24 protein-coding genes and 1 pseudogene are annotated in these 22,568 nt (G+C 42.4%); 13 read left to right on the forward strand and 12 right to left on the reverse strand.

Annotated features, from left to right (window positions below; genetic code table 11):
• The first annotated feature begins 28 nt into the window (after window positions 1-28).
• On the forward strand, window positions 29-403 hold the full coding sequence (locus tag AS034_RS18410) for a VOC family protein (RefSeq protein WP_162266042.1): 375 nt from the start codon (window positions 29-31) through the stop codon (window positions 401-403).
• Between the two features lie 42 nt (window positions 404-445).
• Here AS034_RS18410 and AS034_RS18415 read toward each other — a convergent pair whose 3' ends face one another.
• On the reverse strand, window positions 446-982 hold the full coding sequence (locus tag AS034_RS18415) for a DUF2225 domain-containing protein (RefSeq protein ID WP_244888200.1): 537 nt from the start codon (window positions 980-982) through the stop codon (window positions 446-448).
• Entirely contained in the window at window positions 919-1,155 is a 237-nt protein-coding gene (locus tag AS034_RS23225; RefSeq protein WP_244888201.1) for a DUF2225 domain-containing protein, read from the reverse strand. Before AS034_RS23225 ends, AS034_RS18415 begins: the two co-directional genes overlap by 64 nt.
• Window positions 1,156-1,479: 324 nt before the next feature.
• Here AS034_RS23225 and AS034_RS18420 point away from each other — a divergent pair, with 324 nt between their 5' ends.
• Window positions 1,480-1,842: a HesB/IscA family protein gene (locus AS034_RS18420; protein WP_058299693.1), complete on the forward strand. Its 363-nt coding sequence runs from the start codon at window positions 1,480-1,482 to the stop codon at window positions 1,840-1,842.
• A gap of 609 nt (window positions 1,843-2,451) precedes the next feature.
• On the opposite strand, the gene AS034_RS18425 is transcribed toward AS034_RS18420, so the two are convergent.
• The gene (locus AS034_RS18425) at window positions 2,452-5,031 is read right to left on the reverse strand and encodes a GmrSD restriction endonuclease domain-containing protein (RefSeq protein ID WP_058299694.1); all 2,580 of its coding nucleotides are present in this window, start codon (window positions 5,029-5,031) and stop codon (window positions 2,452-2,454) included.
• A 290-nt stretch (window positions 5,032-5,321) separates the two neighbouring features.
• Here AS034_RS18425 and AS034_RS22500 point away from each other — a divergent pair.
• Window positions 5,322-6,689, forward strand: a pseudogene (locus AS034_RS22500) (IS3 family transposase).
• 63 nt (window positions 6,690-6,752) lie between these two features.
• On the opposite strand, the gene AS034_RS18440 reads toward AS034_RS22500, so the two are convergent.
• The 3 genes from AS034_RS18440 to yumC all read right to left on the reverse strand — a co-directional run bounded on the left by AS034_RS18440 (window position 6,753) and on the right by yumC (window position 8,760).
• Complete coding sequence (locus AS034_RS18440) at window positions 6,753-7,394, reverse strand: SDR family oxidoreductase (protein WP_058299696.1); 642 nt, start codon at window positions 7,392-7,394, stop codon at window positions 6,753-6,755.
• 80 nt (window positions 7,395-7,474) lie between these two features.
• A complete protein-coding gene (locus tag AS034_RS18445; RefSeq protein ID WP_032086412.1) occupies window positions 7,475-7,687 on the reverse strand; it encodes a hypothetical protein in 213 nt (70 codons plus the stop codon).
• A gap of 74 nt (window positions 7,688-7,761) precedes the next feature.
• Window positions 7,762-8,760, reverse strand: a complete 999-nt coding sequence (yumC, locus tag AS034_RS18450; RefSeq protein WP_058299697.1) for a ferredoxin--NADP reductase 2 — start codon at window positions 8,758-8,760, stop codon at window positions 7,762-7,764.
• A gap of 451 nt (window positions 8,761-9,211) precedes the next feature.
• Here yumC and AS034_RS18455 point away from each other — a divergent pair, with 451 nt between their 5' ends.
• Together AS034_RS18455 and AS034_RS18460 are read left to right on the forward strand one after the other, a co-directional pair.
• Window positions 9,212-10,429 carry an NAD(P)/FAD-dependent oxidoreductase gene (locus AS034_RS18455; protein ID WP_032086410.1) on the forward strand — a complete coding sequence of 406 codons (1,218 nt, stop codon included), beginning with the start codon at window positions 9,212-9,214 and terminating at the stop codon, window positions 10,427-10,429.
• 405 nt (window positions 10,430-10,834) lie between these two features.
• Window positions 10,835-11,317 (forward strand): NUDIX domain-containing protein, encoded by a 483-nt coding sequence (locus AS034_RS18460; protein ID WP_058299698.1) that lies wholly within the window; start codon window positions 10,835-10,837, stop codon window positions 11,315-11,317.
• Between the two features lie 30 nt (window positions 11,318-11,347).
• Here the strand turns inward: AS034_RS18460 and AS034_RS18465 are convergent, their stop codons facing one another.
• Window positions 11,348-12,124, reverse strand: coding sequence for an STAS domain-containing protein (locus AS034_RS18465; protein WP_058299699.1), 777 nt, complete (start codon window positions 12,122-12,124; stop codon window positions 11,348-11,350).
• 318 nt (window positions 12,125-12,442) lie between these two features.
• On the opposite strand from AS034_RS18465, the gene AS034_RS22885 reads away from it, so the two are divergent.
• The 3 genes from AS034_RS22885 to AS034_RS18475 all read left to right on the forward strand — a co-directional run bounded on the left by AS034_RS22885 (window position 12,443) and on the right by AS034_RS18475 (window position 14,624).
• Window positions 12,443-12,568 carry a YuiA family protein gene (locus AS034_RS22885; protein ID WP_162266043.1) on the forward strand — a complete coding sequence of 42 codons (126 nt, stop codon included), beginning with the start codon at window positions 12,443-12,445 and terminating at the stop codon, window positions 12,566-12,568.
• A gap of 823 nt (window positions 12,569-13,391) precedes the next feature.
• Window positions 13,392-13,709: a YuiB family protein gene (locus AS034_RS18470; protein ID WP_058299700.1), complete on the forward strand. Its 318-nt coding sequence runs from the start codon at window positions 13,392-13,394 to the stop codon at window positions 13,707-13,709.
• Between the two features lie 213 nt (window positions 13,710-13,922).
• Complete coding sequence (locus tag AS034_RS18475; protein WP_058299701.1) at window positions 13,923-14,624, forward strand: 3D domain-containing protein; 702 nt, start codon at window positions 13,923-13,925, stop codon at window positions 14,622-14,624.
• A gap of 45 nt (window positions 14,625-14,669) precedes the next feature.
• On the opposite strand, the gene AS034_RS18480 is transcribed toward AS034_RS18475, so the two are convergent.
• Together AS034_RS18480 and AS034_RS18485 are read right to left on the reverse strand one after the other, a co-directional pair.
• Complete coding sequence (locus AS034_RS18480; protein WP_058299702.1) at window positions 14,670-15,473, reverse strand: cobalamin-binding protein; 804 nt, start codon at window positions 15,471-15,473, stop codon at window positions 14,670-14,672.
• Between the two features lie 10 nt (window positions 15,474-15,483).
• A complete protein-coding gene (locus AS034_RS18485; RefSeq protein ID WP_032086405.1) occupies window positions 15,484-15,963 on the reverse strand; it encodes a divergent PAP2 family protein in 480 nt (159 codons plus the stop codon).
• Between the two features lie 160 nt (window positions 15,964-16,123).
• On the opposite strand from AS034_RS18485, the gene AS034_RS18490 reads away from it, so the two are divergent.
• The 3 genes from AS034_RS18490 (at window position 16,124) to AS034_RS18510 (ending at window position 20,384) form a co-directional block, all read left to right on the forward strand.
• Complete coding sequence (locus AS034_RS18490) at window positions 16,124-17,629, forward strand: leucyl aminopeptidase (RefSeq protein WP_058299703.1); 1,506 nt, start codon at window positions 16,124-16,126, stop codon at window positions 17,627-17,629.
• Window positions 17,630-18,282: 653 nt separating this feature from the next.
• Window positions 18,283-19,599, forward strand: coding sequence for a Na+/H+ antiporter family protein (locus tag AS034_RS18500; protein WP_032086404.1), 1,317 nt, complete (start codon window positions 18,283-18,285; stop codon window positions 19,597-19,599).
• Window positions 19,600-20,171: 572 nt separating this feature from the next.
• Entirely contained in the window at window positions 20,172-20,384 is a 213-nt protein-coding gene (locus AS034_RS18510) for a hypothetical protein (protein WP_032086402.1), read from the forward strand.
• A gap of 98 nt (window positions 20,385-20,482) precedes the next feature.
• On the opposite strand, the gene AS034_RS18515 is transcribed toward AS034_RS18510, so the two are convergent.
• Window positions 20,483-20,887, reverse strand: coding sequence for a YuzC family spore coat inner layer protein (locus AS034_RS18515; RefSeq protein WP_058299706.1), 405 nt, complete (start codon window positions 20,885-20,887; stop codon window positions 20,483-20,485).
• Between the two features lie 170 nt (window positions 20,888-21,057).
• On the opposite strand from AS034_RS18515, the gene AS034_RS18520 reads away from it, so the two are divergent.
• Window positions 21,058-21,441 (forward strand): PaaI family thioesterase, encoded by a 384-nt coding sequence (locus tag AS034_RS18520; protein WP_032086401.1) that lies wholly within the window; start codon window positions 21,058-21,060, stop codon window positions 21,439-21,441.
• Window positions 21,442-21,527: 86 nt separating this feature from the next.
• Window positions 21,528-21,896 carry a DUF2188 domain-containing protein gene (locus AS034_RS18525; protein ID WP_032086400.1) on the forward strand — a complete coding sequence of 123 codons (369 nt, stop codon included), beginning with the start codon at window positions 21,528-21,530 and terminating at the stop codon, window positions 21,894-21,896.
• 65 nt (window positions 21,897-21,961) lie between these two features.
• On the opposite strand, the gene mnhG is transcribed toward AS034_RS18525, so the two are convergent.
• Together mnhG and AS034_RS18535 are read right to left on the reverse strand one after the other, a co-directional pair.
• Window positions 21,962-22,327: a monovalent cation/H(+) antiporter subunit G gene (gene mnhG, locus AS034_RS18530; protein ID WP_058299707.1), complete on the reverse strand. Its 366-nt coding sequence runs from the start codon at window positions 22,325-22,327 to the stop codon at window positions 21,962-21,964.
• Window positions 22,311-22,547 (reverse strand): Na(+)/H(+) antiporter subunit F1, encoded by a 237-nt coding sequence (locus AS034_RS18535; protein ID WP_411160534.1) that lies wholly within the window; start codon window positions 22,545-22,547, stop codon window positions 22,311-22,313. The genes mnhG and AS034_RS18535 overlap by 17 nt, the downstream gene beginning before the upstream one ends.
• Between the last annotated feature and the right edge of the window lie 21 nt (window positions 22,548-22,568).

The raw sequence follows: 22,568 nt of genomic DNA on the forward strand, positions 1-22,568 counted from the left end.
GAAAAGTATGATAAGAAAGGGTGAGGATATGAGTGTTTTCCTGGGTGTCATGCAAACCAACGTAATGGTGACAGATATCGTGGCAGCGAAGAATTGGTACAGTGAAATACTGCAGTGTAAAATAGAAAAAGATTACGGTACGACGGTCGTACTTTCATTTGGAGGGGGTTCTCCCTTAGGGACCCTTTGTTTAATTCAAGACAAAGAAGCAGCAGGTAGAAACCATTCAACTTATCCTGTATTGCAAATTTCTCGGAAATACAAAGATACTCTTTATGAAAAGCTTCGTGAAAAAGAGGTCAAAGTAGAAGAGGCACCGGCTCACCAAAGCCACTTTAAGTTTTTTGATCCCGATGGAAACATGCTCGAGGCATACAGTCCGGGCATATATGAAGAAAGCTAGAGCGGCTGCTCCAGCTTTCTTTTTTTGTCGCTCCTGAATTTGTTAAGCTGGGTTGTTCCGCTTCTGCTCCTTGAAGCTTTCCCTCATTTCATACCACCGTTCCTTGGCCATTTCCACAATCTTCGGTTCAGTTGAAAGATGCTGTTTTTCTATTACTTTTGAAAGGTATTTTACAGCTTCATCAACTTTATCCTGACGGCGGAGGAGTTCTGCAATCAGATAGAGAAGTTTCGTTTCGGACATGGACGTTCCTTTGAAATCATCGCTTAAATAGGACTCGATATATTCATGGGTGGCAAGATTGATGAATCTTCTTTCCTGGTCTGATTGATTGATTTTTCGGTACAGCCACGCCGTACGCAAATAGAGTCCGGCGATCGTGAGTTTCTTTTCCTTTTTGATCAAGGCACAATACGCAGCGAGCTTGTACGTTTTGATTGCCTCATCGATGGTACGGATATCGCCGTAGTCCTGGGGCTGCCAGTGACGGCTGATTTTTTTCTCGAGGTCTGTTTTTAAAACCGGAACGATATATTTGCTGAATTCATCGGTAAAAGAGAAGCCGCATCGGGGGGGCATACGGATACATTGTAGAGTAAAGGGTTGATTTCATCTGAACCGTATACAGGGCAGAAGTCACTTTCATGACCTTTCACTTTGACGAAACGGGAGCGGATTTTGGTGGTGGAATAGGAATGCCTGCATGCAAGGCACTGGATTTTTTTATCGTAGTAAGGAGTTAATTCAGTCATCAATCTCACCTCAGGAAAGGGACTATTTTCCTTATTATACCTTGTTTTAGGTGGAGAGGACTAGTCTTTTCTTCAGGGAAGTGGCTGATTGTTGGGTATTTTTACTTAGTGAGAGGACGGGGACTCGGTGCCTGGCACGATCAGGCGTTTTTGAGCCAGGCCTAAAGGGGTGATTTGAGCCAGGCACCACATCCCGGGAACCACCAACAAATGAAATTTTTTCAGAAGGGGCAGATGTCATTCACATAGTTCCCATCGGTTGAGTAGTAAAATAGAAAGGAGTATACTAATAAGTAAGAAGAGAAAAGGTTGGAGGTGTAGTGAATGAGTGAAGTTGTAATTCTTACGGAAGCTGCTGCCCTTCAGATTAAAGATATGATGAAGGAACATGATGAGGCAGATGCCATGCTTCGCGTATCGGTTAAAGGTGGAGGCTGCAGCGGCCTTTCTTACGGAATGGGTTTCGAACACGAGGTGCAGGAAGGCGATGAAGTCCTGGAACAGTTCGAACTGAAGCTTGTCGTTTCCAAGGAAGATGCTCCCATTTTAAATGGTACAAAAATTGATTATAAGCAGTCCATGATGGGCGGAGGCTTTACGATCGATAATCCAAATGCCATTGCTTCATGCGGGTGCGGATCTTCGTTCGTGACGGCAACGAATAAAGGAACGCCTGAGAACTGCTAGAAGATAAATGAAGAATTTAGGGTTGTTAACTACAGTCCTTCTCGATAGTTAATGTTAGAGACTAACTATCTGAGGAGGACTTTTTTAGGCCTTTAAATAAAATAAAGAAAAGAACACAAATAGGAAAAAAGAAGTAACGCTTACGTGAAAAGACGCTGGGGAATTATCCAATAGACTTAAAAAGTGGTTAAATTAACATTATAAAGTAGAGTTTATAGACGCACTCACATCACAGCGCATCAGGAATTATATTAATTACTTGAATTATGCTGCAAAAAATATGATGGGCACAGGTAAATAAACAATGATGAACAAGGCATTGGTTTATCTGAGATAACGACTAACAGTGGCCTTAGAGTTACATAAAGCAATTTTTAACTACTAAACAACCAAATTAATGAGATTATTTCAGATATAGCGACCATAAGCATTTTATTTTGTTGATGTATTTTTTCTATATCTGCTCATATTGTAAAGGTCTATTAAATAAAAGTATTACTAAATGAAGTAGAATCACTCACAGATTCATTCTACTCCAAAAACGTTAGGGTAGTGGTATTTAGAGGATTATAAAAGAGAGAGCCAGTTATTTGGTTCTCTCCTTAAGTGTTAATTTAATATTCTATTTCCCTTTTTTCTGTTACAATCCTTATGTGTTAATTGAAGATTAAGGAACTTATCACTGCCACCCACACTTAGAGGGACTCTGTGATCGACTTCAATATCATCAGAAATAAATAATAACGAGTTACATAATGGACAAATATTATTTTGCTTTTTTAAAAGTTCCTTTTTTTCATCCACTTCTAGCTTGATTTTCCGGTCATCAACTTTATATTTCTCCCAAAATTCGTCCATCATAAGTTTGTATTTAGTTAATCCCATCCCATTTTGATCTTCAAAGGGGAGAGATTTTGTGAATCTAAATAAGTTAGTAATATCTTCTTTGATTTTTAACCTATGAGTTCTTACCATTTGATATGGAATTTTAGACAGGACATACCATAATGCATAAAAGCTTTGTAATGTTCTTCTTGCTGTTCTGGATTGGGACAAATAAAATAATTCATCTAGTTCTTTTTTTAAATATTCATCAAGATTCTCCGAAACATCTTTTTCTACTAATAACAACTTTAACTTTCTTATAAATGTATCTACCGAAGTAATCGATTTTAAATATGCATTCTTTACTGAGTCTTGTTCTGAAGCAGTATTTAATAATTTTGTTATTTCGGTTTTAGCTCTTACTCTGAAGTTGATTTTATCGTTCCTTTGGTAAATATCTAAATCATTGTGAGCATCAGGATTTTCCGATTTATAGTCAAAATACGCCAATGTAGTGATTAATTCTTCATTTTCCATTCTTGTATTTTTTAGTCTTGAATAAAACCAACTGTTATACTTTTCTGCGAGAGTTCTGATCTTTTTAGTGATTTCCACATCGATGTAAGAATTCCACATCTCAAAAGTATTTTCTCTTATTGGATACGGTTTATTGTTTAATCTTATAAAAAGGTCTATCGGATCGAATTGAGGGTTAATTTTAGAATCAATTGTCACAAGTGACAGATTAAAATCAAGAATCTTTTCCTTTGAATCATCATCTAAGTCATCATAACCTCGCCCTTTAAATTCGTCTAAAATTCTAAGTTTATTTAATTTATACTTGTGTTTATCTGAAAGAATTCTGTTGCCTTCTTCGTCTAAGAACTCTTCACCAATAAATCCAAGTATTGAGAGAAGACGCTGTTGACCATCGACTACTTCTAGAATTCCATCTTGTCTTTTGAAAATAAAAATTGGTGGTAATTTAATCCCTAACAATATACTTTCTATAATTGCGGAGGATTTCATTTGGTTAATGGATTCACCTCTTTGATATGATGGTCTAAGCAAGAAGCGTTTTCTATTCATTAATCTGCAAATGTCATCAATTGTAGTCGTGCTTGCATCAGGTTTATTTAATCTAAGAGTCTCAAACTCCTCTATTAGTTCATTTGTATCTGGAGTATTGTTCATAACTTTTTTTAACTTTCGTTGAGTAGCCATATTATTCTTAATGTAGACTTCTAGATTCACACCTAATAGCTCCTCAAAGAATGAAGCAGTTCCAGTGTATCTTTCCTTCATTTCCTTATAAAAATGACTATTTTCAAGCGTGTACAACTTGAAGTTATTTGAAATGAAATCAACTAACTTTTGTTTAATAGTTTCGTCGTGTAGTGTGTCTAAACTTATTTTTTCCTGTTCAAGGACTGTGCAAGCCCAAAAAAGGCATTCGAAAACCAATTTGTTATGCTCTACACCATCAACTTCTAACCTATTCTTCATTTCCTTAGTAAACTCAACTTTTCTAAAAAAACTTTCATAAAGCCTCTCAACATCAGTAGTGGTATTACTAAGGTTTTCAAAGAAACGCTGAATCAATTCTTTTCTGCTTTGTGAGGTACTGTAATAATTAATAGGGAGATTGTGTAATACGAGAAATAATCTTATTTTTTGCATTGCTTTCTCTAGCTTTATCCCTTTTTTACTGGTTTCCCTCTCTCTTTCAGAAAAGAATAAATCTAGGAAGTCTAAATAATTTCCCTTATTCTCTTTAAATCTCTTTTTGAAATAAGTTGTAGTATCATCATTAATGTAAATGGCCTTTTCAATTTCAGCGTTCTTTAAAGGTGTTATACCAGAATTGTATCGGCGGAAAATTTCTTTTTTTATTTGATCTTCTTTTCTTTCATCTAATCTAGGTTCGTTGACTACACTAAACTCTATAATTCTAATTTTTGTATCCCAAAATACATCTTGCAAACCCATATCGAAATCATCAAAACTTTTCTTTTTCAAATCAGGAAAGACACTCAGTCCTTTATTAGTTAAATGGAATTTGTTTTCTTTAAATCTTTTTATAGTCTCAAATCTTTGCCGCCCGTCTATAACTTCTATGTTTTTTCCTGTATTAAAAAAGACTAAAGGTGGAATTTCTGTACCAAGTAATATGCTTTCAATAAAATAACTAGCCTTATCATTATCCCATACATAATTTCGTTGATAATAAGGATCGTATACTGTATTCTTTGTCCTTCTTTCATTTGCAAACAATGTTTCAATTGACATTACTTTTGATTCAATTTTAATATGTGTTTTAAAGATTTCTTTTATTTCTTCATCTTTTAAAAATAGTTCAGCCATTTTAATATTCCTCCAATTTGTTCTTTGTAATTAAATTCGACAAAAATTCCCAGTCCCCTCTTTTCATATATCTAGAATGATATTTACTGAACCTATGAGTATAGATGAAGGACTAATTTTAATGAACTTATATTCATTAGGATGCCGTATCATCGTTCGTGACGGCAACGAATAAAGGAACGCCTGAGAACTGCTAGAAGATAAATAAAGAGGACCCTCCCGATTTCTAAAATGTACCCTATAGAGTAGACACTTGAAAAAGTCTACCTATAGGGTATTTTTTTTGTATAATGACAAATAGACAACTAGTAGAAATTGGGGAAAACATCATGAGTAAAAAAACATTCACAGAGAAAGAAATCCAACTATTATCCATTAATCCTTTTGTCAAAGCTGTTAGCTCTAAGGGAATTACCTACACAGATGAATTTAAACGCCTTTTTATCTCTGAGAAGAAGAAAGGCAAGTTCTCTAGACAGATCTTTGAAGATGCTGGATTTGATACAGATATAATTGGTATGGCACGTATTCATTCCGCTAGTAAGAGGTGGAATGCTGCTTATAAAAGGAACGGAGTTTTGGGGCTCAGTGACACAAGGAAAGGCCATTCTGGGAGACCTAGACAACGGGAGTTTCCCTTGAGGATAAGAATGCTCGACTAGAAGCTCAAATCAACCTGCTTAAAGCGGAAAATGAACTTCTAAAAAAGATTCGATTCGCGGAAAGGGGGCTAAAGAAGTAGTCCTCTCCCCAAGTCAAAAGTTCATTCTCATTCGTTCCGTAATAGAGAAATATAAACTCAAAAAATGGTGAGATACCTTTGTGGGGTCGCAGGAGTTTCCAGAAGTGCCTACTATAAATACTACTCTCACGAGTCTCAAGAGCGTAGAAAACAACGGGAAGCAAGGGATGAAGAACTGAAAGAAATCATCTTAAAAGCGTTCCGTCATAAGAAGCGCAAGAAAGGGGCGCGTCAAATCAAAATGACTTTGGCGGGTCAATTTAAGATTGTCTTTAACTTGAAAAGAATTCGAAGAATCATGAAGAAATATAACATCGTTTGCCCCTTCCGGAGGGCGAATCCATATAGGCGTCTAATGAAGGCCACCCAGGAACATTCAGTGGTCCCTAACCTACTGGAGCGCCAATTCAATCAGGGTAAACCAGGCAAAGTGCTGTTAACAGACATCACTTACTTGAACTATGGTAAAAGTTCCAGAGCTTATTTATCCATGATATTGGATGGCTCCAGTGGTGAAGCTCTTGCTTACCATGTGTCTGACAGAATGACTATGGAATTAGCCACAGATACCCTCAAAAAACTAAAGAAAAACAGAAGGTTTAAAAAACATAAAGATTCACTCATCCATTCGGATCAAGGGGTTCACTATACCCATCCCCAATTTCAGAAAATGGTTAAAAAACTTGGAATCCGGCAATCAATGTCCCGAAGGGGCAACTGTTGGGATAACGCCCCCATTGAATCATTCTTTGGACACCTAAAAGATGAAACCTCTATTAAATCCTGCCTGACACTAGAGGAAGTACAAAAGGAAATTAAGCAATACATGACTTACTATAATCACTATAGGTATCAATGGAACAGAAAAAAGATGACCCCTGTTCAATACAGAAATCATCTTTTAGTTGCAGCTTAGGCTTTTTTAAAATGTCCTTTACAAAGGGTACACTTTATTACGGGAGGGTCCTTCTTTTTGTTTTTATAACTTCTTTAAAGCTTCTTCAACCGGTGTGTCACCGCTCAATATTTCAATTACCTTATGGTTCGTCTCTGGCGCAGTTAACGATTCCACCAGAACTTTTGCAACATCTGCACGGGGAATGTCACCGCTTTTGTCTTCTATTGAAGACTGTGCGATTATTTTTCCTTTTGCCTCATCATGGGTCAGGGCACCGGGACGGACGATCGTATAGTTCAGTCCGCTTTCTTTAAGGTGTACGTCTGCATCATGCTTCGCATTTAAGTATACGCCCATGCCTTCAGGTGCGTTTTCCGGCTGGTCGGCACCCATCGAACTGAGCATGATGAAACGTTCGATGCCTTTTTCCTTTGCGTAGTCGACCGCTTTTTTTGCACCTTCCTGATCGATTGCGATGGTTTTGTCTTCTCCGGTTTTACTTCCGCTTCCTGCAGCGAAGATCACCGCATTCACGTTTTCAAGCGCATAAGAAAAGTCCTGTTCAAGATCGGCAACAATCGGTCTGGCACCGAGCTCCTCCATATCTTTCGTCTGTTCCGATTTACGGATCATCGCTTTGGAAAAGTGTTGTGTGCTGTTCTTCAGTTCTTTCAATACCAGTCGGCCTGTATGGCCGTTTGCTCCAATAACAAGTACATTCATCTTTATTCAACATCCTTTGTAAGATTTTTGCCTTTATTATTGGTCTACCCATTCCTTGCTAAAATAAACAAACGGGTAGGTTACCCATCTGGATTCTCTATTTTCTGTCGATGATTTGAGTCGATCACCAGCTCTCCGACTCCCATTGCCATCAGTCCATTGAGAAAGCCGAAAAAAGTATAAATAAGCTCATTCCCGCCCGAACCTGAAGTAAATACAATCATCATAAATCCAATAAAGCATAATGCTGCTGTAAGCATTCCTAAAATATAGAGTGTCCGTCCTATAAACATATCATTTACCTCCTTATAATATTTTTTATAAATGAAAAAAGATCCAGGCCTGATACCTGGATCTTCATTGCTCATCAATCCGTAAACATAGATGTACTGTGCATTGGCTGTACCCGTGCTTTTGGATCCATGTAGGCTTTTGCATTGTTGACGGCGGTAGGGGCTTCACCAAAGCCGCTTGCGATCAGTTTTACTTTTCCATCATACGTCGAGATATCCCCGGCTGCGTAAATTCCTTCTATATTTGTTTCCATCCGGGAATTGACGACGATGGAGTTTTTCTCGATTTCGAGCCCCCAGTCCTTGATGGGACCGAGAGAAGAAACGAATCCGAAGTTGACGATCAGCTCGTCGATATCCAGGATTTCCTTTTCATCCCCGCGGACTTCTTCAAGGATGAGCTGATGGATTCTTGATTCGTCCCCCACGATTTCAGCAGGGACAAATGGAGTCTTGAGTTCGACAGATGAATTGTGCAGATTCTCCACACTGTGTTCATGGGCACGGAATTTATCCCTTCTGTGGATGAGATAGACCTTTTCTGCAATCGGTTCAAGCATGAGTGCCCAATCGACCGCGGAATCCCCGCCGCCGCAGATCGCGACTTTCTTTCCTTTGAATCTTTCCATATTATCCACGAAATAATGAAGATTCTTTCCTTCATATTGCATGGCATTTTCCAGCTCAAGGCGTCTCGGTTGAAAAGCACCATTTCCGGCCGTGATGATAATGGTTTTTGAATAGTGAACTTCTTTATCAGTTGAGAGCTTGAAGCAGCCGTCTCCCTGTTTTTCCACACTTTCAACTGCCTGCTCCAGACAGATCGTGGTTTCGAACTTGGCCATCTGTTCCTTTAGGTTGTTCACAAGGTCCTGTGCTTTTACCTTCGGGAAACCGGCCACATCATATATGTATTTTTCGGGATAAAGGGTGGATAGCTGACCGCCCAGTTGGGGCAGACTCTCGATGATCTTCACTGAAGCTTTTCTCATCCCGCCATAGAAGGCAGTGAATAACCCTGTAGGGCCTCCTCCTATGATTGTTATATCGTAAACCTTTTGGTCTTCCTTCAAGTAGATCCCTCCCAAATTAAGTTACATCTCTTTAATTTATTCTATCATAGAGATATCAATCCTTCCCAAAATTTAGATTGTTTTTTGGAATGTTCAGTTATTAACGAGGGAGGTATTGTCGCAATTTTCCCAAGAATGATTATTTATCCGTAATACCTTGAAAAGATGGGGTAAAAAGAATATTATGTAATGTAGACATATTGTTAAGAATTTATGACAATTCTCGCGGTCTGAAATAGTACGTGAAGGATGTCACAAACTTATTTTTTGTTTTTATTTTTTCTTTATTCATTACTTTCTGTTCTACAGAAAAATCCCGTTCCATTTGTTTTTGGTTCCTTCAAAAGGGGAAAGAGATAGTAGCAGCAGATTGACGGGATAAAAAAGACTGATGTGGAGGACTCTAAGAGTATCCTACGCAAATACAATCAAAAAGGTGGATGTGATTCAGTTGAGAAAGCCAAGAATCGTTGTTTTAGGTGCAGGTTACGGCGGGCTTATGACAGTAACTCGTCTTCAGAAGCAATTGGGTACGAACGAAGCGGAAGTCATCCTTATTAATAAAAATGACTACCATTATGAAACAACATGGCTGCATGAAGCTTCTGCAGGGACTCTTCATCATGACCGTGTACGCTATGACGTCAAGGACGTTGTGAATACAAGCAAAGTGAATTTTTTACAGGCAACTGTTGATGACATCAAAGTTGAAGAAAAGAAAGTCCTTACAAGCGAAGGTGAAGTGGAATTCGATTACCTGGTCGTTGCACTAGGTGCAGAATCTGAAACGTTCGGCATCCAGGGCTTGCATGAGCATGCTTTCATGATTGCGAACGTCAATTCTGCCCGTCAGATCCGTGAGCATATCGAACTTCAATTTGCCACATATAAGAATGAAGAGGTGCCTAAAGACGAGCGCCTGACAATCGTTGTCGGCGGCGCAGGCTTCACTGGTATCGAATTCCTTGGTGAACTTGGTAACCGCGTTCCTGAGCTTTGCAAAGAGTACGATATCGACCGTTCCAAAGTGCGCATCGTATGTGTTGAGGCAGCTCCTATGATCCTTCCTGGATTCGATCCGGAGCTTGTAAAATATGCACGTGCCACACTTGAGAAAAAAGGCGTTGAATTCCATATCGGAACACCGCTTAAGGAAGCAAAAGCAGGCAGCGTCCTGATTGCTAAAGGCGAAGATGAAGTGGAAGAAATCAAAGCCGGAACAATCGTATGGGCAGCAGGTGTCCGCGGTAATCGCGTCATTGAAAAAGCGGGTATTGAAAACATGCGTGCACGCGTCAAGATCAACAAGGATCTTCGTGCGCCTGGACATGACAATATCTTCATCGTTGGAGACTGCTCATTGATGATCAATGAAGAAACGGAACGCCCATATCCTCCGACTGCACAAATCGCGATGCAGCAAGGAGAAGTGTGTGCCCGTAATATCGCAGCCCTTCTTCACGGTAAAAATGATCTTGAAGAATTCACTCCGGATATCAAAGGTACAGTATGTTCACTTGGTGAAAATGACGCAATCGGCGTTGTGTACGGCAAGAAACTTACAGGTACGAAAGCATCATTCATGAAGAAGGTAGTAGACAACCGTGCATTGTACATGGTTGGCGGACCTTCACTCGTATTCAAAAAGGGTAAATTCAAGTTCTTTTAATATCAAGTGAGTAAAAGCAGAGCGGAAACCCGCTCTGCTTTTTTTCGTTTCGTTGTTACGATACTGGGTTTATCAACGTTTTTTGGTTGGTTATCAACAAAAAGAGGTTTTATCAACGAAAATTCATTTTTATCCACAAAAAATCAAGTTTCTCAACAGATTTCATAGATGTTACCGACAATTCTAAAAAATCGACTAATCCCTCGCGCTTCCAGCGTGCTGCCCTTCAGCTGCATCAAAGCCAATACTTGAACCCGGGCCTGGCTCGAAATAGGCATTCTGAGACAAGTTCACGGGGCATCATTATATAGACCTTCCTTCCTGAATATCCACTCATGACTTTTCTATCTTCCCATCCTGTAGTACCTTAAAAGAAAGAGAAAGCTACAGGAAGAGGAGGAGCAGATGAAAAGGGGAAAAGTATGGCTGGCTGTTGCCGGACTCGTTATAGATAAAGAAGGAAATTGGCTTGTTGTTAAGAAGAGATACGGCGGATTGAAAGGCATGTGGTCATTGCCGGCCGGGTTCGTCAATGAAGGAGAGACAGTGGATGAAGCTGTCATCCGCGAGGTCAAAGAGGAGACGGGCCTCACAACGACCGTGAACGGCATCATCGGGGTGCGTACGGGTGTAATCGGCAATGAAATCAGTGACAATATGATCATCTTTCATTTGAACCATATCGAAACTGATCAAATAGAAATAGAAAAAAATGAATTGTTCGATGTGCAGTGGAAATCACCGAATGCTTTAATGGTTGACGGGAAAACGTCGGTGATGATTCATGAGATGTTGAAACAGGGTGACTTACTGCAGCGTCACCAGGCTATAGAAGGACTGGATCCAGGCGAACAGTTTGGGTATACAAGTTATAAACTGTTTATGTAAAAAGGTGATGGAGGCATTTTGGTGCTTCCATCACCTTTTCTCATTGGTTTCGCTGTCCAATTTGGACATGATATATTTGAGTCCGACATTTGAATGACTGAACGTAACAATATCTTTAAACTCACCGATCCGGATGGCAAGTTCGGGAGTGATACCAACGATGATGCATTCGACCCCGATCAATTTCAGGCAATCGTATAGGTTTTGAAGATTTTGCCTGATGCTGTCATCAAACCTGTTGATCCCGCTGAGACTGATCATCACAAATTCGACGCCTCCCGAGACACACTCCTCAAGTACCGTGCTGATTACCTTTTCTCCCCGCTCATGGTCGAGCTCACCTTTGAGCGGCAGCGCGATTGTCTTGTCCCATATATGCAAGATGGGCACAGACAGCTCCTCAATCATGGTTTCCCTTTTCTTTTCTTCTTCAGCCTTAGTGGTAACATCCATAAGCATGACCATATAGCCTTCTACTTCACCCGAGTGTGCTAAACTCGTGATCGGGCTGATGACAATGTCTGCAGCAAACTTGTTCCTGATATTGATCCTTGCCCGATGCGTTTCTTTAAGTTCTGACATGATCCTGCGCTGATACTGCGGCATCCTGTGAAACTCGTCCATATTCATTCCGATGATTTGATCAGCACCCTCCAGGCCGAATAGCGGGGCAATGACTGTCATGGACTTGACGGCTGTTGCATTCATCCATGTGACGTTATAATCCTTGTCGGCAATAATGATATTTTCTCCGATGCTGTTTAAGGCATCAGTACTTGTAATATTGATAGGAATGGAACAGTTCATTTTGGTACGCCACCTTGTTTCTGCGATTTATACAAGTATTTCTAATACAAGTATATAACAAACAAGAAAAATGTAAAACGAAATGGAGAAAGAGGGGATTGGACCACTGGGAAAGCCTTAACATTCAGGCAAGAAAACACGTTAGTGTGATTTATTTAAAAATTCAGTAAATTATATGAAAAAGAGAGATAATAAAAGATAACAAGCAATGTATTCGCTTTCTTAGAGGTACATCCCCTAATATGTCCCTTTTCATTGGAAAGGATAGATGATATATTATCAGAAAATTATAAAAACAAACCCAAAGGAGAGGGAATCATGAGAGCTACTGCAAGTACGAAAACAAAATTTTGTCTATACTGTTCAGGAAAAGGATACTTTCAGTTAGTGTTGGGTGGTTCTGAAACTTGCCCTTGCTGCGGAGGCAGCGGGAAACAGAAATAGAACTATACGATTAACTTATAAAGAGGCTGGAACAGAAATTTTAGAATAAATAAACCCCAATTTATTTGTCTTAGCAGGCAAATAAATTGGGGTTTTTGTTTGGACTTAATCTGGTATGTAGGTTCTCCCCAGCGGTTGATTGAAGTTTGCAGGGCTTAGAGGCACATGACATAAGCCTTTGATCAAAGGCCTTCCGCTTTTTTAATAAGCTACTCTTCCCGCAGAAGTCTTCGTCTTGCCTACAAGCACAAAAGAAATGGACCGGAAAAGTGCTTTTTTTAGGTCAATATTGGATTTTTTTGGTAAGTGACGGAATAAATCATGAAATTCGAAGATTATTCCGCAGAATTCAAAGATTATTGCCAGGAATTGAAAGAAAAAGTCCAGTTTTCGAAAGATTACGGGGCAATATTAAAAGATTCCCCCAATTCACTCCGTTCCGCAGGCTGCATTATAGGGCTCCTTGAGCCAAAACGCTGAATACACCTAATAAAGTGAGTGCAACCATTCGTATACTGCGCCAAAAACACCTCTAACCTTCGTCACCCTCAAAAAAATTGATCAGGAGTTCTAGGGACCAGACGCCGGAGCTGGAGAGGATCTGCCGCCAGAACCAGGAGGCTCACGGGCTACCCGCGGAAAGCGAAATCTTGCACGGAAATCATTAGCGGTGTATAGAGTCTGATTCTAGATATTTCACTAATCTTTTTACTGAAATGATCTGGAATTTTGTTGATTTTGTGAATACCTCTGCCAAAAGATTGACGCTTTCATAAACATTGAGTACACTAAACTTTAGTGTTTATGGAGGTGCAGACGGTAAATGCCTATACATGTAATGATCATTTCGATGCTTCTGTTCCTGGTTCTGTTTTTTGGAATCGGTTTTTTGCTTAATATGTTATTGCGTATGACATGGATCATGGCGGTCATCTATCCGCTTGTTGTCATCTTTATTGTAGACGATGTCCGTTTTATAGAATATTTCCGGAACGCCGGTGAATCATTTTCTGACTTGGGAACGAAGTTAGGCAATTTGGCTTTGGCTGATCTTTTGATCTTGGGGAGCGGCCTGACTGGGGCGGTCCTGTCGGGGATTGTAATGAGGATATTGAGAGCAAAAGGATACAGAATGTTTTAATTATCTGCCGTTTAACCGAGCTACCGGGTTGAACGGTTTTTTGTGTGTGTTAAAGGCTTTGCAATCTCTAGAAGGAGTTTTCATCACCGCGATTTTACCTCGGGAACAAACAACCTATTATTTTCCAAAAAATGAAACTATTCGATTTTTTTATCAATTTATGAATAAATACCAAACCCTTGGGGAAGGAATAAGGGTGGGAGGAGTGAATTCATGAATTTGGTAAGAAAATGGACGAAACGAATCATAATGGCTGGTTTATTCACACTGGCTTTAGGCACCACCTTTCAATCGGTATCGGGGGTGGAAGCCCAGACATTTAAATCATGGCTGAATGAGAATCATGGGCATCAGTCAGAAAGCTATTCGGAAAATCATAAAACAAATCATATATCTTTGTCATTTAAATTTTTGAAGAGACTGGCAGGTGCAAAGACCTTGATCTCTTCGAAACCTGTTGTGGGGAAGGTTCCAACGCTTGAAGAATCGGTTAACTGGGAACAGTATCCGAAGAACCGGGTAGTGGCAACAGGCTATACTGCCGGGGTGGAGTCCACTGGGAAAAATCCGGGACACCCCTCGTATGGAATTACATATTCGGGAGTAAAAGTGAAACGGGACCTCTATTCAACGATTGCAGCAGATACATCCGTCTATCCGATCGGGACGATCCTATTCATCCCTAACTATGGGTACGGGGTTGTGGCGGATACAGGCAGCGCGATCAAAGGGAACCGTCTCGATTTGTATTACGATACCGTGGACCAGGTTTATAACGAATGGGGAAAACAAACCCTCAATGTGTATCTCGTTCAAGTGGGATCGGGAAAACTGACCGAAGAGGAACTGGTGAAACTGAACAGCAACGAATCCATGCAGGTGTTCAGGCAACAGATATTATCAACAAAGGAATAATAAAAAGCTCGTATTCAGTGAAACTTCTGAGTACGAGCTTTTTTCTTATGTGTCATATTGAATATCCAAACCTTTGTATACTTCAGGATGGAGTTCTATCGCAAGCTTCAGGGCCCCTTTTAATAAAAGGGGGGACGGCCTGCAGTAGAGTGCTTCTTCAAGTATGAGAATCCGATTTTCTTTTACCGCTTTCATCGTATCCCACTTCGGGCGCTTCTTCACGATTCCGGGGTTAACCCGTTTCTGCTGTACGCCGACCCAGGCAAGGCAGATATAATCGGGCTCACGGTTCCTGACGTCTTCCCAATCGGTCTGGACGCTGGCAAGATCCACATCGTTGAAAACATTCTCAGCCCCTGCCATCTCACTCAGTTCCGTAAGCCAGTTTATTTTACCCGGAGTGAAAACGGGCTTTGGCCACCATTCCCAGTACAGGGTCGGAATGCTGTCCACAGTCCTGCTCAACCGCTTCAGTTCTTCGACCGTATGTAAGAAGGTATGATGCTTTTCACCCGCGGTCTCTTCTATTCCGCATGCTTTTCCGACCGTTAAAAGGTCCTCCGCAATATCATTGAAGCTTTGAGGGTTCAGAGTGATATGGGGGATTTCCCTTCTATCCAATTCTTCGATATTCTTTTCCATGCCGGGTACGCTTATTGAGGATAAGACAAGATCCGGTTTCAGCGACTGCAGCTTATCCATGTCAATGGACAAGTCGGGGCCGAGCTTTGGAAGAGAGCGGACCTCCCCGGGATAATCGGAAAAATCGTCCACCCCGACCAGACTGGATGTAAGGCCGAGATAATCAATGATTTCAGTATTGCTGGGGCAAATAGAGACAATCCTCACCGAATCACTCCTACATAAATAATAAATAGTGCAGAATAAGGGTCAGGACGATTCCTGAAAGTCCGCCGAAAAAAACTTCGATCGGTTTGTGTCCAAGCAGTTCCTTTAACTCTTTCCTTTTTTCCTGCTCGGGTTTATTCTGCCATCCTTTGGCTTCGGTCATGAACCGCTGGAAGTCCACCGTCAGCCGGTTCAACACGATGGCTTGTTCGCCTGCCTGCCTTCTGACCCCTGTCGCATCAAACATCGTGATGATGGCAAAGATCGCCGAAACGGCAAAAATGGGGGAGGAAAGACCGGTTTCCAATGCAACGCCTGTTGATAAAGCCGTCACTGCGGCAGAGTGGGAGCTCGGCATTCCGCCTGTAGAAGTGATCAATGACCAGTTCAATTCCCTCGTTGCAATAAATTGTATGGGCACCTTAACGAACTGTGCAAAGAAGATTGCAAATAAAGAGGCCCACAAAGGAAAATTCAAGAATACTTCCATGCTGTCACCTGCCATCTTTTTTTAAAAGTCTGAAAATAAAATAATGTTCTTATTATATCATACCCGAATGAATTCAGAACTAACTTACACGGACCCGATGCCCCCATGTCGAAATTAACTGATATCTCCGGTATAATGGATGGTGGAGGTGTCAGGGGAAATGAATTTTACAATCAATCAGAAACACATAACAGAAGCAGCTAAAGAATGCCTGGTGGTCGGTGTTTATCATCAGCCGCAATTCGACGGTGAGCTTAAAGAGCTTGATCACTCGTTTGAAGGGTATCTTACTTCACTGGTAAAGGATGGGGATATTTCATCCAAATCTAAGAAACTATCAAAAATACATACATTCGGTAAGATCAGCAGCAAACGGATCCTGTTTGTCGGCCTCGGCAAAAAAAAGGAGCTGACTTTCGACCTTCTGAAAGAAGCGATGGGACTGGCATCAAAAGAATTGAAAAACATGAAGGTCTCTTCATTTTCAGTCGCACTTGATACATTTTCATCAGAAGAACTGCCTGCTGCAGATTCGGCACATGCTTTCACGGAAGCGTTCACGATGGCTACCTATCAGTTTGAGGGCTACAAGCAAAAATCGAACGAACCTGAAATTTATGTGGACAGCATTGAATTCCTGACAGGCGAAGACGAAAAAGAAGTCAAAACGGCACTTGAAGTCGGAGCGGCTTTTGGAAGAGGAGTCAATTCAGCACGTACGCTCGTGAATACACCTGGAAACCTGCTTACATCCACTAAGATGGCAGAATACGCACTGGAGCTTGCGGAGCGCTATGATTTCGAGGCGGAAATTCTTGATAAAGAAGAAATGGAAAACCTCGGAATGGGCGCCCTGCTTGCTGTCAATCAGGGGTCGGTTGAGCCGCCTAAGATGATTGTATTGAAATACAGCGGAAAAGATGAGTGGAAAGACGTCATCGGATTAGTCGGAAAAGGGATCACATTTGATACCGGCGGCTACTCCATCAAGCCGAAGGACGGTATTGTCGGCATGAAAACGGATATGGGAGGCGCAGCGGCAGTTCTCGGAGCGATGGAAATCATCGGTGAAACAAAGCCCGAACAGAATGTGGTAGCTGTCATTCCGTCAACGGACAACATGGTAAGCGGATCCGCATTCAAGCCGGATGACGTCATCACGGCGATGAGCGGCAAAACGATCGAGGTGCTGAACACGGATGCTGAAGGCCGCCTTGCGCTTGCAGACGGTATGTCGTATGCAAAGCATCACGGAGCGAATTACCTCGTGGATGTGGCGACGCTGACCGGCGGAGTCATCGTGGCCCTGGGTGAGGATAAAACGGGTGCGCTGACTAATAATGAAGCATTCTTTGAGCAAGTGCTTGAAGCTTCGGGCGAATCAGGTGAATTCATCTGGCAGCTTCCTTACACGGAACATGATAAAAAACGTGTGCGGAGCAGCAAAATCGCAGATCTCAATAACTCACCTGGCCGTGCAGGACACGCCATCATGGGCGGTGCCTTCGTAGGCGAATTTGCCGAAGGTCTTCCGTGGGTCCATCTCGACATCGCGGGAACCGCAACGACCAAGAGCAGTTATGACCTTGGTCCTTCCGGAGCAACAGGCGTCATGGCCCGCACACTGGCACTGCTGGTGGAACGGTTCGAGCCGTTGGAAAAATAAGTTTGATTAAAAGGATTGTTAAAGCTCTTCCTAATCCAGAGAATTGGATCAGGAAGGGCTTTTTTAATTAATTTACTTTTAAATGATATTGTCAATCTTAAAAAGAAATTAGGGCATGGACGTCTTGGAGTAAATAAAGTTCTGAATACATTGGCCGTTTCAGCTGTTGATTGGAGTGGAAGACGAAGACTCCTGCGGGAGATGTGGCCAATGTGAGACCTGTCCAGCTGCAGGGCTTAGAGGCAAATGTCATAAGTCAAATCGACCAAGAAGGCAAAGAACGCCTTCGTGGCCGATTCGCCTTATGCCACACGCTTCTGAGCAAAGCCCCTTCGCTTTTCTTCCCGCAGGCGAAGCCGAGGAGGCTCACGGGTCACCCGCGGAAAGCGAAGTCTTCCACGGAATCGGGCAGCGGTATATAAAGCCATCACCCCTTGTATTCGGACCATACAAAAACTTACCAACTATCATTTTAACGATTCATCAGACTAAAGTATTGACAACCTCTCTTTATCTTGTTAAAGTTAAAAACGTTGTTTTACCACTCTACCAATTTAGCGAACTAAAGTAACTCTATTGAACAATCAAACATAAACAGTTCAGCCATATTGAACGAGGCTGTACTGAAGACATTTTTTAAGGAGGAATGAACGATGAACGCAGTTGTCATTGCTGTTCTGGTTATGCTCATATTGAGTCTTGTGCGCGTCAACGTCGTGTTTGCACTCATCACGGGTGCGCTTGTCGGCGGACTTGTCGGCGGCATGGGCATGAGCGAGACGATTTCTGTCTTTTCCGAAGGATTATCAGGAGGGGCCAATATCGCTTTAAGCTACGCATTACTTGGGGGATTCGCCGTGGCGATTTCCTACACAGGGATTCCGAATCTGCTCGTCGATTGGGTATTGAAGGTTGTCGGGAAAAAAGGGGATTCAAGAAAAACAGCTCTTTCCAAAGCACTTATTGTTTTCTCTATTTTAATCATGGCTGTTTTTTCACAAAACCTGATTCCTATCCATATCGCATTTATCCCGATCTTGATTCCGCCGTTATTGAAAGTCATGACGGAACTTGAATTGGATAGACGATTGATCGCTTCAGTCATCACATTCGGATTGACTGCGCCATATATCCTGCTGCCAGTGGGATTCGGCCTGCAGTTCCACGAAATCATTGCACAAAACATGGCAAGCAGCGGAATGGACGTTGCAATGGGGGACATCCCTAAAGCCATGCTGATTCCTGTGGGAGGAATGTTCATCGGATTGTTGATTGCTGTATTTGTGAGCTACCGCAAACCAAGAAAGTACAGTGCAGCAAAGGAAGTCATTTCAGAAGAAAAAATGGTGTACAACAAAAAAGCAATGGTCTTTGCTTTTATTTCTATCATCGTTGCATTGTTTGTACAGCTTCAGCTCGAATCCATGATCTTTGGTGCACTTGCCGGGATTGCCGTTCTTTACCTTTCCGGCTCTGTGAAGTGGAAGGAAGCTGACGGCCTGTTGAATGAAGGAATGAAAATGATGGCGTTCATCGGATTTGTCATGATTGCTGCTTCAGGATTTGCCGAAGTCATGACAGCGACAGGACACGTTGAAACGCTTGTTGAGGCAACTGCGGATGCGATCGGTGGAAACAAGGCGATGGCGGCACTCATCATGCTTGTTGTTGGTCTCCTTGTCACAATGGGGATTGGGTCATCATTCGCGACGATTCCGATCATTGCAGCGATATTCGTACCTCTTTGCATGGAACTCGGCTTCAGCCCTATGTCGACAATCGTCATCGTTGGAACAGCCGGTGCCCTGGGTGATGCAGGATCTCCAGCTTCAGACAGTACGCTCGGCCCGACAGCCGGATTGAATGCAGACGGTCAGCACAATCACATCTGGGATACGTGTGTACCGACATTCCTGCACTATAATATCCCGCTTATCATCTTTGGATGGATTGCGGCGCTGATATTTTAATAGGTTGAATGAATCAGGGGATCTACGGGTCCTCTGTTTTTTTATGGAGTGGCTTGGAGGAAGGGTTTTTGACTTGAATATGAACTAAAATAGATTAATATTTAGCGATTAAGCCTCGAGACTCAGCTTTTGGGGCAGGATCATTGAATGTAGTGAATGTTGAAAGCCGGTTATCCACCCGGTTTTGGAAAATACGTGCCACTTTTCAGATTTACGTGCCACTTTTCAAAAATACGATCCACATTTGAGATTTGCGATCCACTTTTTAAAAATACGTCCCACTTTCTCTAAAATACAAGCAACTTGTCGAAAAATCTTTGCAGCGGGATTATGCCCCAACCCGCGTCCCCAAACCTGTCCATGAACCTGTTCCAACCTCTGCCCCAACCCGTCCCCAGCCGCACTGCCCATGCCCGGACAAGGGACCCCAGAGGACCTGCAACCAAGAAGCCGCCAGCCCCCCAGAACCGTCCGCCCACTCAAAACCGCCTCCACTCGCATAAAACAATAGGGAAGCCTATAAAAAATAGACGGCTGTTTATAAGAAAATGGACGAAGAGGAGGAAGCTGGGATGAACAATCAGTTTTTGTATAGAAGAAGACCTTACGGAGGAATCGGCAGAAGGCCGTTCTACGGCGGTGGATTTTTTGGCGCTCCATTTGTCGGCGGTGTATTAGGCGGACTGGTGGGATCGGCGCTGTTATCTCAAGGGTCTTATCCGTATTATCAACCGTATGGGTACGGCTATGGGTATGGATATCCGGGATATTACCCGTATTATTAATCATAGATAAAAAGGGGCTTCAAGGTTACTGCCTTGAAGTCCCTTTTTTCTTTTAAGCCCACATGTCATTGTCCCTGATGAAGCAAAAGGACCGTATTTTACATCTCCCTCCATCTCACCTCTACAATCAGATGACAGCAGTCGATCTCCCCAAGTTTTTCATCGAACACCATGTGGATCCCGTCAGGATTGAATGAAACGACCGGTACGACTTTTACGCCGGTTTGGCGGATAAGCTTCAGGACCTCGGCGGTATTTGACTGCTGGGCAAGATCCATCAGCTTATGGGCAAAGGATGTATCAGTCTTTATTTTCGTTAACACGAAATGGGCGCTGTCCATTAATGTCAATGTTTTGTCTGCAGAGGCCATAAAGGTTTTTGTTTCTACCGGGGGGAAGTTATTGCGATAAGGATGGGCCGGGTACTGTGGATAATTCATTCTCATGCGGTGCTGCTGATAGGGGCTCTGGACTCCATGGTAAAATGGATGGTAGCGATTCATGGAATACCTCCTTATATCCTTGCTTATAGGCTCTAAGGAAATGTATTCAGCTGCAGATGAGATTATTCTTAACCACGTCAGTCCGGAGGGAGGCACCCGCTAATTCATTAAAGGTTTTTACACCTTTTTGGCGAAATCCTACTATATAATGACATAATGAGGTGAACAGAATGAAACTGGAAAATACATTGATCAGTGCACTAGGAATTGAATTTGTGGAATTAGGGAAGGGAAAGGTGATCGCGACCATGCCCGTCAACGAGGCGACACGGCAGCCGTTCGGTTTCCTCCACGGCGGAGCCTCGGTCGCACTTGCTGAGACGGTGGCGAGTGTAGGGGCGGTGGAATTGATCGATCTTGATAAGGAGATTTGTTTCGGACTTGAAATCAATGCCAATCATATCAAGGCAAAACGGGATGGGCAGGTTACTGCGACAGCAACGGTGATGCACCAAGGGAAAACGACGATGGTGTGGGACATCAAAATCACCGATGAGGAAGAGCAATTGATCTGTGTGTCACGCTGTACGATGGCAGTCGTGCCAAAACGCTAGTCTTCCCCTCTCACGCTACATAGTAAACGTTTAAAAATCTTCACATTGGGAAATCAATAAGTAACCAATTGAAGGAGGTTTACACAATGCCCTGGAGCAAAAATGATTATCCCGCTTCCTTAAAGAATCTCCCGGCAGATGTCCGGAATAAAGCGATCGAGATCGGCAACGCCCTCTTGGATGAAGGGTATGAGGAAGGAAGAGCAATTGCGATTGCGACTGACCGAGCCCATAAATCCGAGGAAGGAACGGAAACGGATAAGACCGAATATCATGTGAAACCCCATGACGATGGATGGCAATTGATAAAAGAAGGCAGCAGCCGTGCCATTATGGTGGAAGACACAAAAGGGGATCTTCTTTCAAAAGCGAAGGACTATGTGACGGACCACTCGGGGACGCTCGTCATTCATAAACAGGATGGGAGTGTAGAGCAGGAATTATATGACCAATAAAAAAGCTTGACCTGGACGGGGATAACCCGCCAGGTCAAGCTTTTTTCATATCGTTTTTCACGGATCTAAATCGAAGAGTTCTGTTTTTCATATTCCTCTTTTCCCTTTAGGTCATCCCGGACGCTGTTTTCCGACAATCCAACGCCGGAATTATAAGCGGCACGTGCAATGAGATGACCCGCTACAGGTGCAGTCACAAAGATGAAGACGATGGCCAGGATCAAGTTAGAATTGAAATGGCCGTGCTCCTGATAGAAGTAAAGGAATGTTCCAATCAGAATCGCCATGATCCCGAGTGTCGCCCCTTTTGAGGCTGCGTGGTTCCTCGTATAGATATCCGGAAGGCGTATCACCCCGAAAGTAGCGACAAGGCTGAGAAATGCCCCAATCAGTAATAATAGTGCGATGATCCAACTAATGATTACGCTCACGTTCGATTATCTCCCCTTTCTCCAAAAACTTTGAAAAGGCTACCGTCCCAAGGAATGCGAGAATTCCGAGGAGAAGAATCACCGATAAGAATGCATACGTATCGATAATCATCGAAATAAGGGCGACGATCGCGATCAGATTGATGCCGATTGCATCAAGCGCGACGACCCGGTCGGGGATTGTCGGGCCCTTGATGACCCGATAGATAAGGCCAAGCATGGACAGGGAGACGAGAAGCAG

Source organism: [Bacillus] enclensis, assembly GCF_001456935.1.
GTDB classification, from domain to species: Bacteria; Bacillota; Bacilli; order Bacillales; family Bacillaceae_B; genus Rossellomorea; species Rossellomorea enclensis.

Bases quoted from the DNA above. Each gene is read 5' to 3' on its own strand.
- AS034_RS18440 (WP_058299696.1), bottom strand. From the start codon at position 7,394: ATGAATGTACTTGTTATTGGAGCAAACGGCCATACAGGCCGACTGGTA.
- AS034_RS18510 (WP_032086402.1), top strand. From the start codon at position 20,172: ATGAACAATCAGTTTTTGTATAGAAGAAGACCTTACGGAGGAATCGGC.
- AS034_RS18425 (WP_058299694.1), bottom strand. From the start codon at position 5,031: ATGGCTGAACTATTTTTAAAAGATGAAGAAATAAAAGAAATCTTTAAA.
- AS034_RS18475 (WP_058299701.1), top strand. From the start codon at position 13,923: ATGAATTTGGTAAGAAAATGGACGAAACGAATCATAATGGCTGGTTTA.
- AS034_RS18470 (WP_058299700.1), top strand. From the start codon at position 13,392: ATGCCTATACATGTAATGATCATTTCGATGCTTCTGTTCCTGGTTCTG.
- AS034_RS18520 (WP_032086401.1), top strand. From the start codon at position 21,058: ATGAAACTGGAAAATACATTGATCAGTGCACTAGGAATTGAATTTGTG.
- AS034_RS18460 (WP_058299698.1), top strand. From the start codon at position 10,835: ATGAAAAGGGGAAAAGTATGGCTGGCTGTTGCCGGACTCGTTATAGAT.
- AS034_RS22885 (WP_162266043.1), top strand. From the start codon at position 12,443: ATGAGAGCTACTGCAAGTACGAAAACAAAATTTTGTCTATACTGTTCA.
- AS034_RS18415 (WP_244888200.1), bottom strand. From the start codon at position 982: ATGCCCCCCCGATGCGGCTTCTCTTTTACCGATGAATTCAGCAAATAT.
- AS034_RS18485 (WP_032086405.1), bottom strand. From the start codon at position 15,963: ATGGAAGTATTCTTGAATTTTCCTTTGTGGGCCTCTTTATTTGCAATC.
- AS034_RS23225 (WP_244888201.1), bottom strand. From the start codon at position 1,155: ATGACTGAATTAACTCCTTACTACGATAAAAAAATCCAGTGCCTTGCA.
- AS034_RS18535 (WP_411160534.1), bottom strand. From the start codon at position 22,547: ATGCTTGGCCTTATCTATCGGGTCATCAAGGGCCCGACAATCCCCGAC.
- AS034_RS18515 (WP_058299706.1), bottom strand. From the start codon at position 20,887: ATGAATCGCTACCATCCATTTTACCATGGAGTCCAGAGCCCCTATCAG.
- AS034_RS18490 (WP_058299703.1), top strand. From the start codon at position 16,124: ATGAATTTTACAATCAATCAGAAACACATAACAGAAGCAGCTAAAGAA.
- AS034_RS18410 (WP_162266042.1), top strand. From the start codon at position 29: ATGAGTGTTTTCCTGGGTGTCATGCAAACCAACGTAATGGTGACAGAT.
- AS034_RS18500 (WP_032086404.1), top strand. From the start codon at position 18,283: ATGAACGCAGTTGTCATTGCTGTTCTGGTTATGCTCATATTGAGTCTT.
- AS034_RS18465 (WP_058299699.1), bottom strand. From the start codon at position 12,124: ATGAACTGTTCCATTCCTATCAATATTACAAGTACTGATGCCTTAAAC.
- AS034_RS18525 (WP_032086400.1), top strand. From the start codon at position 21,528: ATGCCCTGGAGCAAAAATGATTATCCCGCTTCCTTAAAGAATCTCCCG.
- AS034_RS18445 (WP_032086412.1), bottom strand. From the start codon at position 7,687: ATGTTTATAGGACGGACACTCTATATTTTAGGAATGCTTACAGCAGCA.
- AS034_RS18420 (WP_058299693.1), top strand. From the start codon at position 1,480: ATGAGTGAAGTTGTAATTCTTACGGAAGCTGCTGCCCTTCAGATTAAA.